The 7,126-nt window shown below is 55.5% G+C and carries 6 protein-coding genes and 2 pseudogenes; 6 read left to right on the forward strand and 2 right to left on the reverse strand.

What is annotated here, in order from left to right; translation table 11 throughout:
- Nucleotides 1-176: 176 nt before the first annotated feature.
- The 4 genes and pseudogenes from E1B25_RS21675 to E1B25_RS21690 all read left to right on the forward strand — a co-directional run.
- Nucleotides 177-439 (forward strand): annotated as a pseudogene (locus E1B25_RS21675) (transposase); the annotation flags it as partial.
- An 85-nt stretch (nt 440-524) separates the two neighbouring features.
- Nucleotides 525-1,064 carry an IS66-like element accessory protein TnpA gene (gene tnpA / locus E1B25_RS22685; protein WP_245510821.1) on the forward strand — a complete coding sequence of 180 codons (540 nt, stop codon included), beginning with the start codon at nt 525-527 and terminating at the stop codon, nt 1,062-1,064.
- Nucleotides 949-1,293 carry an IS66 family insertion sequence element accessory protein TnpB gene (tnpB, locus tag E1B25_RS22435; RefSeq protein ID WP_280960259.1) on the forward strand — a complete coding sequence of 115 codons (345 nt, stop codon included), beginning with the start codon at nt 949-951 and terminating at the stop codon, nt 1,291-1,293. The genes tnpA and tnpB overlap by 116 nt, the downstream gene beginning before the upstream one ends.
- Nucleotides 1,179-1,420 (forward strand): annotated as a pseudogene (locus tag E1B25_RS21690) (IS5/IS1182 family transposase); the annotation flags it as partial. The gene tnpB and the pseudogene E1B25_RS21690, both read left to right, overlap by 115 nt.
- Here the strand turns inward: E1B25_RS21690 and E1B25_RS21695 are convergent.
- Nucleotides 1,378-3,255 (reverse strand): ATP-binding protein, encoded by a 1,878-nt coding sequence (locus E1B25_RS21695; protein ID WP_132831651.1) that lies wholly within the window; start codon nt 3,253-3,255, stop codon nt 1,378-1,380. The pseudogene E1B25_RS21690 and the gene E1B25_RS21695 sit on opposite strands and share 43 nt — an antisense overlap.
- A gap of 53 nt (nt 3,256-3,308) precedes the next feature.
- Nucleotides 3,309-3,959 carry a response regulator gene (locus E1B25_RS21700; protein ID WP_132831652.1) on the reverse strand — a complete coding sequence of 217 codons (651 nt, stop codon included), beginning with the start codon at nt 3,957-3,959 and terminating at the stop codon, nt 3,309-3,311.
- A gap of 454 nt (nt 3,960-4,413) precedes the next feature.
- Between E1B25_RS21700 and E1B25_RS22315 the strand changes: the two genes are divergently transcribed.
- Nucleotides 4,414-4,572, forward strand: a complete 159-nt coding sequence (locus E1B25_RS22315) for a hypothetical protein (protein WP_165937730.1) — start codon at nt 4,414-4,416, stop codon at nt 4,570-4,572.
- Between the two features lie 240 nt (nt 4,573-4,812).
- Nucleotides 4,813-7,126 (forward strand): Ig-like domain-containing protein (locus E1B25_RS21705; RefSeq protein ID WP_206338616.1); only part of this gene is annotated, 2,314 nt, incomplete at its 3' end.

The raw sequence follows: 7,126 nt of genomic DNA on the forward strand, positions 1-7,126 counted from the left end.
CCATCGGGGCCCGCGACATCTGTGAGGTCGCATCTTGAGGCCGGACATATGTCAGCACCCGACGACGCGTCAGAAAAGCTCCGAAATCCCTCTTGCGTTTGGGGCGGTTACATATGTTGCAGAACTCTGCGCCGGAAGGATTCACCTCGCGAATCCGGTAGGTTAAGGGGCTGGGTATGGGCAAGCCCGAACCTGCCCGCTACCGCACGACGAACTGGAATTTCCTACAACGAAGCGCTTAAGCGCCGGGGCTCGCTGACAATCTGGTTCGATCCCAAGATGACGTGGGAGGCTAAGCCGACCGGCAAGCGTGGCCGACAGCCCACCTATAGCGACGCCGCCATCCAGACCTGCCTGACCATTGCCTGGCAAGGCATTGAGACACAATGCCCGAGAAGGGATGAAGGTGCTGTTCGGCATGGCGCTCAGGCAGACGACCGTATGCGGTGTCTGAAGCCTACCTTCCTGATTTCAGCATGATTTGAGACTCAATGCCTGTTGGACAGCAGGAAGTGAGTTTCTCCATGGAGACTACGAGAGAGTTTCTCAAACGTTTGGGCGCCGAGGTTTCACAGACGGGGCATCGCCGGTGGCCGGATGATGTGAAGGCGCGGATTGTGGCGGAAACGCTGGTGCCGGGTGCGACGGTGAACGACGTGGCGCGCAGGTATGATCTGCGGGCGAACCACCTGTCGTCGTGGCGGCGAATGGCCAGGGATGGGAATCTTGTTTTGCCGGCGCCAGAGGCGCAGACAGGCTTTGCCCCGCTGGTGGTGTTTGATGTTGAGCCCTCTCCGCCTGCGCTAGAACCTGAACCGGCTCGAGATCATGGCGGGGTCAGTCACTCTCCGGTTGGACGGGGCCATGCCCGCGCGCCGGATTGCGGACATCGTGCCGCGCGCTTGGAGCCGGCGCATGATTTTCCCATCCAACCGGGTGCGCATTCTGATAGCGACCGCGCCTGTGGACTTCCGCAAAGGGCACGACGGGCTGACCGCGATGGTGCAGTCTGTGCTGCGCAAAGATCCGTTTACCCAATGCCGGTATGGGTTCGAATCGTTTGAAACCGCCTTCACCACCTCGTCTCTGGAGTTGCAGAAGGAACTGGCGCGCAGCGGGTCAGCGGTGCAGATTGCGATGGCGTCGGGAGGGGGCATCCATGCCATCAATAGAGCCTCGCGCTTGCACGAAACGAAGCTCTGCGGGCGCCGAAATATCTCGGCCGGGCACTCTGGAGAAACTGGAGCGGTTGCCACCGCCGAAGCCGTGTCGAAACGAAGATGTACAGTGTGAAATTGCTGGGGCAGAGGCTCATCATGGCGCAGGACTTCAATCGCCAGGTTGCCGAACTTCAACCCGCATAGCCGTCCTGAACGGCTACACCGCGTTCGGCATACCCGTCACTGAGGTCTTGGTGTAAGTCTGTTCGGGGATAGGGGAAGTGCAGTTGTCAGGCAATTCGCGCGACAGAGTCCCTATTTCCCAAAATAGAGTGACACTTGTCCCCTCTGTATTAGAATCCACCTTTAGTTGAGATCCAAGTGCCTCTGCTCTCCGCTTCATGCTGATCAATCCGTGTCTAATTACCATGTCTTCCTGTTTGGCAAGTGAAACAACATCAAACCCAATGCCGTTATCTTGAATCTTTATCATATTTTCAGTGACCTGAACTAGAACAATTGTTGCCTTTGCGTGCTTTACTATGTTCGTGAACGCCTCTTGAACGATTCGCAAAAGAAGCAAATTTTGAGATGGCCCTTCAACTGGTAAAATCGGTTCCGCCTCTATTTGCCAATCGAATTTCAAATTATGTCTGTTTAAAAGTGGCTCAACACGTTCGCGTAAGGTTCCAAGAAGAGTCGATACACTATTCTCCGTTTCCAGACTGTCGATGATGAGTGAAAGGTCCATCAATGCGGCTTCAAGCGCTTTGCGAAGGGTGAGGTCCTGATTTGGTTGCATCGACATATAGGCGAGTACGTTGACCAATTGCCCGCCGATGCCATCATGCAAATCCAGTAGAATCCGTTGGCGTTCTTCCTCTCTCACCGCCCGGCGACCCGCTTCGATCAACTGCAAACGTGATGTCCCCAACTCGCGGGTGCGGCCGATGACTTTTTGCCTTAACTTGGCAAGTAATCGCGAATTTCGATTTTCGGCGACAAGCAGGTTGTGGGCAAGTATAAAAAGTATGGCCGCAAAGAGTAGGATTGGTGCAAATTGATAAACCTCTGTGTTCTTAAATGTGGCCCATCCGATTTGGCGTAAAAATTCGGTTACACCTAGTGCCAAAATGGAAGAAAGTATCACAAAAAGGAAAAGTTGAATTCTGCGTTGCCTTATGTTTGTGCTCTTCAAGAGCTGCGATATGGAAGATAGAGCAAACACAATCGAAGATAATCCCATCCACAACAATACATCCCTGCCCGCTGATCGAGGGCCCAGTAGGAAGACAAGACTTCCAAGAGTTAGAAATGTAAGCCAAACGCGCTCCGTAAAAACTTCACGACGCCCGGTGTAGAGTGAGGCAAATCGATGGAGGGCGTAGATTTGAAAGTGAATCGCAGATGTCCAAGAAATCAACCAGATGCGATACGGAAGGGGGTCGATTCGGAATACGGGGTGGATTAGAAATACAGCGTTTGCTACGCATATAGCAGTAAGCCAACGGTAGCTAAAAATGTCCTGTTGTAAAACGCTTAAGGCGGCAAAGAAAACACTGCCAAAAAGAGCTAGGCCCAACCCGATCCGCGGCATACCGGCGCGGTATATCATTGAGAGGTCATATTGAATGTGAAGTGCATACGAATCTCCAATTTGGACGGGAAACAAGTGTATGATATCCGCCCAATTTGCAGACAACGTTATTGAAATTTCGTTGGCGCCTTGGTTTAATATAGCCGGAGGCACGACGGCGTATAGCGGTTGGTTCCAGTTGCGTGATTGTGCGGAAATTGGTGGAGTCAATAGGGAACCGTTTACTGATATCTCGGCAGTGTCAGTAAACTTTTTCAGGAATATGGCAGGATAGGTGCCGGAGAAATCCGCAGCGGAAACAGTGAAGTGATATGTTGCGCGGCTTGGCGCAACTGTTTTTTTTGTATCCAAGCTATCCGGCAAGTGAACGTCTTCACAAAAAATCTGTTTAGATTCTGTTTCGGTGCATCGCTTCGCGTGAACCAGTAGGCGGGTATCTTGAATTTTATCCGGTCTTGGGGGTGTCAATACATAAAATATGGTGACAAACAAAAGCATAGCTATGGCGCTAATAGCTAGCGCGGCGGCGGAGTTTAATTTGGAGGTGAGATTCAAATAAGTCCCGTTCGCGTTGCCATTGCTACGGCTTCTATATTGGAGCTGACTTCTAGCTTGCGATAAATGCTGTGGATGTGATTTCCGACTGTTCCGACGCTGATATTTAGGTGCGCACTCACTTCCGATCGTTTGTATCCTCGTGCGATATATCCAAGAATTTCGTGTTCTCGTAGTGTTAAATTAAAAACCGGTTTCTCAGCAGGTTCGGCTGTATTGCTCAATAGCCCAAGGAGATAACGCGCGATTTTCGGTGTCATCGGGGATCCACCGGAAATGACATCCCTGATATCTTGCACGATACTGTCGGGACTGTGCGTTTTCAGGATGTATCCCTTGGCGCCAGCTCGGATTGCTGCGATGACTCGGCGTTCGTCTCCAAAGACACTAAAGACCATCGTGTCACAGGTCCAACTGGCGGCGTGGGCGGCGCGAATGACATCAATGCCCGATCCATCGGGCAATCCTAGGTCTGTCAGCACAAAATCTGGACGTAGCGTCGCCAGCTTGCTCAGGCCTTCTTGCAGCGTCGTGGCGACACCGACCACCTGAAGGTCTGTTGTCTGCATAATCGCATGGCGTACCTGATCGACGGTGTGCTTTTGGTCTTCTAGGATCAAAATGGAATGGCAGGTCGAAGCCGTCATACTCAGAGCCTTTAGAGGGTAGGAAGGCAGAAGTGCCTGTCTCGAACGATGTGATGGGGATACTCATCAAAAACGTCCACCATGTATGGATCCATACATAGAAGTCAGAGGGCAACCCCGTTAGACATCTTGAGGATGGGATGTTTCGCTGGCAAGCCCGAACGCAGAATTGGGGGCAAAAGCGTTCCATCCCGGTTGATCAGTACTCCCCTTGGCGGTTCGTCCTTTTCCTTGCAAGGTCGGCTCTGAGGGGCGTTCGAAACGGGGGAGGAGCGCCTGTTGATCCGTCTTTATAGTCAAACGTCGACGCTGAAGGTTCGGGCGGCGATCCGGGCCAGGGGCAAGCCTGCTTCGGGTCTGGCTGGCCGATACTGGACGAAGGGGCCGTCCGTTTATATGTGGCGGCGCCGTGACCGCGTTGATAATCCCACCGAAATCACCACTGTCCGACGGAATGGGCAAGCGTTTCCGGGGTCGCATCAAAGATGCGCTGCAAAGTCATCTCGTCCGATCTGGCAAAACGCTGGAGACGACGCCGCACCGTTTCAACTGGCTTTGCACCCAGAAGTTGCTGGCATCTACCCTGGGCAGCAATGCACCGTTTCTGGCTTGAAAAGCCCCCTCAAGTCAAAGCCGTTCAAGACGCCGCCTTACTCCGTCACGGGATCGGCAGCGCGTTTGTTGTTTGGAGTGCGGTGTCAACAGACTTGAACGCTTTCCAGTAGAGTCGAAACCTACGAGGCGGGCAAATTCCTTTCCAACGGTCGCGCACGGCGCTCGATAGAGCCAAGCGTGACATCAGTCACAAGTAATGTGCCACATTGCACAGCGCAAAATTTAGGACGAACTGATCATGGTCGCACTCTCTACACCGACAATCACCGGATATACGTCTGATACGGGCACCTCGGGCGACGGGATCACGGCAGACCGGACGCTTACGTTTTATGGAACCGGCACACCGGGTGCGTCCATCGAGATCACGGATTTCGCTGGTGTTGGCACGGTTGCCTATTTGGCCGCGATCCCGGCCAGCGGCAACTGGACCCTGACAGTAGGGGATGGGGGCGCTTATCCCTCTGGGTCGGACGGTGTTCTGCCGGACGGCGTATACAATTTCATGGCCGGATCGCGCATGGGGGGAGACGCTTCGAGCCTTAGTGACTCGCTTTCCGTCACCGTTGCAGGACCAAACCTGTCTGCAATCGATTTGACAGCTGCGTCTGATACCGGCTCTTCCTCCTCCGACAACTACACCGCCGACGCGACACCGACGATCGAGTTTACGGCAGGGTCGGGTGACACGCTTGAGATTGATTGGGATGACGGGCGCGGCTTCCAATCCGTGGCTGATGGAACCGGTGCGTCCCAGCAATTTACCAACCCCAATGCTTACGATTCCAACATCCTAGAGGATAAGACGGTTCAGGTCCGCTCCACCAAGGACGGGGAGAGCACGGTCAAGTCCGTCTCCTTTACCTATGACCGCACCCAAGTGCTGCCCATCGGAAGTTTCACGGCGGCCAGTGATACCGGGTCGTTACAGACCGACATGGTGACCAATGATACGACCCCGACAATCGAGGGTACGGGGGAGGTCGGTGCAAAGATTGATGTGCTTCTCAGTAACGGATCCGGGTCCCCGGTGGTCACGACATATGTGGACGGGGCCGGAAATTGGTCTGCAACGCTTCCAACGCAGGCGGATGTGACGAACCAACCCCTTTCCTTTCGTGCTATTGATCTGGCCGGAAACACTATTCAGCTAAGCGGAAAATCGTTCACCATCGACACCACGGCTCCCGCCGCGCCTGTCATCAGCAGCACCATTTCCGACGATACCGGCAGCTCTTCGACCGACCGGATTACCAACGATTTCCTGCCCAGGCTGACCGGCACCGCCGAGCTCGGCACCACCGTTTTCCTTTACGACGGCCCAACGCAGGTGGGGTATGTTGGCGTGTCGACGTCGGGGGGCTGGAACCTCATGACGTCCGTCTTGAGTGAAGGCGACCATGACCTGATCGCGCGCGCCGTGGACAAGGCCGGCAACGTGTCGGTCGATTCAACTCCGCTCAGGGTGACGATTGACGATACCCCGCCGGCTCCAAGCACACCTGATCTGACCGCTGCCTCCGATACCGGTACCTCCGACAGCGACAACATGACCATGGACGACACCCCAACCTTCACCTTCACGGCCGAGGCGGGAGCGACGTTGGAGGTCGACTGGGGCACCGGAGATGGCTTCGTGTCCGCCGGCACCGGAACCGGGGCGGCACAGACCCTGACCGCTCCGGGCTATGCCAGTGATGGACCCTATACGGTCTCCCTGAGGGTAACGGATACCGCAGGGAACGCCACGACGCGGACGCTGGGCGTTACCATCGACACCACCGCGCCGACGGTTTCCGCACTTGATCTGACCGCCGCCTCCGATACCGGCACCTCCGACAGTGACAACATCACATCCGACACCACACCCACAATTGAGGCCCAGGTCGAAGCAGGGGCGCAGATTCTGATCGATTGGGGCGATGGGCGCGGGTTCGTGACCGGACCCGTCAGCACGGATGGCTCTGTTGCGATGCAGATCACGCAAGACGTGCCCTATGCAACTGCCGGGCCATATACAGTAGAGATCCGTGCTGTCGATACGGCCGGGAATGTTACGACACGTTCTTTGGCCATTACGATCGTGGATGAACCGCTTTCTGCGCCCTCCATCACCGCGATTTCCGACGATACAGGGTCAAGCGCATCCGATCATCTGACCAATGATACGACGCTGATACTGGGTGGCACCTCTGTCGCGGACGCGACGATTGAAGTGTTTCTTGATGGCGCCTCCGTCGGCACGACGACAGCAAATGGATCGGGCAGCTGGAGCTTTGATCACACCGGTACAGTTCTGGCAGACGGCGACTATGTTTTCACCGCGACAGCAACATCTGCCGCGACCGGCGGTGTTCCATCAGAAAGATCCGCAGGGTTCGCCGTGCGGGTGGACGGCGCGGCGCCCGGGGTGCCCGTGGTCACCGGCATCAGCGATGATACCGGGACGGCGGGCGACGGGGTGACCTCGGACGCCACGCTGGTGATCCGCGGCACGGGAGAGGCCGGGGCGCAGGTCGAGGTGTTCCTCGACACGGTGTCGATTGGCACGG

This window comes from Antarcticimicrobium sediminis (assembly GCF_004348975.1).
Lineage (GTDB): Bacteria > Pseudomonadota > Alphaproteobacteria > Rhodobacterales > Rhodobacteraceae > Antarcticimicrobium > Antarcticimicrobium sediminis.

Coding starts and splice junctions, on each gene's coding strand:
- tnpA (WP_245510821.1), top strand. CDS start 525: ATGGAGACTACGAGAGAGTTTCTCAAACGTTTGGGCGCCGAGGTTTCA.
- E1B25_RS22315 (WP_165937730.1), top strand. CDS start 4,414: ATGGGCAAGCGTTTCCGGGGTCGCATCAAAGATGCGCTGCAAAGTCAT.
- E1B25_RS21695 (WP_132831651.1), bottom strand. CDS start 3,255: ATGCTTTTGTTTGTCACCATATTTTATGTATTGACACCCCCAAGACCG.
- E1B25_RS21700 (WP_132831652.1), bottom strand. CDS start 3,959: ATGACGGCTTCGACCTGCCATTCCATTTTGATCCTAGAAGACCAAAAG.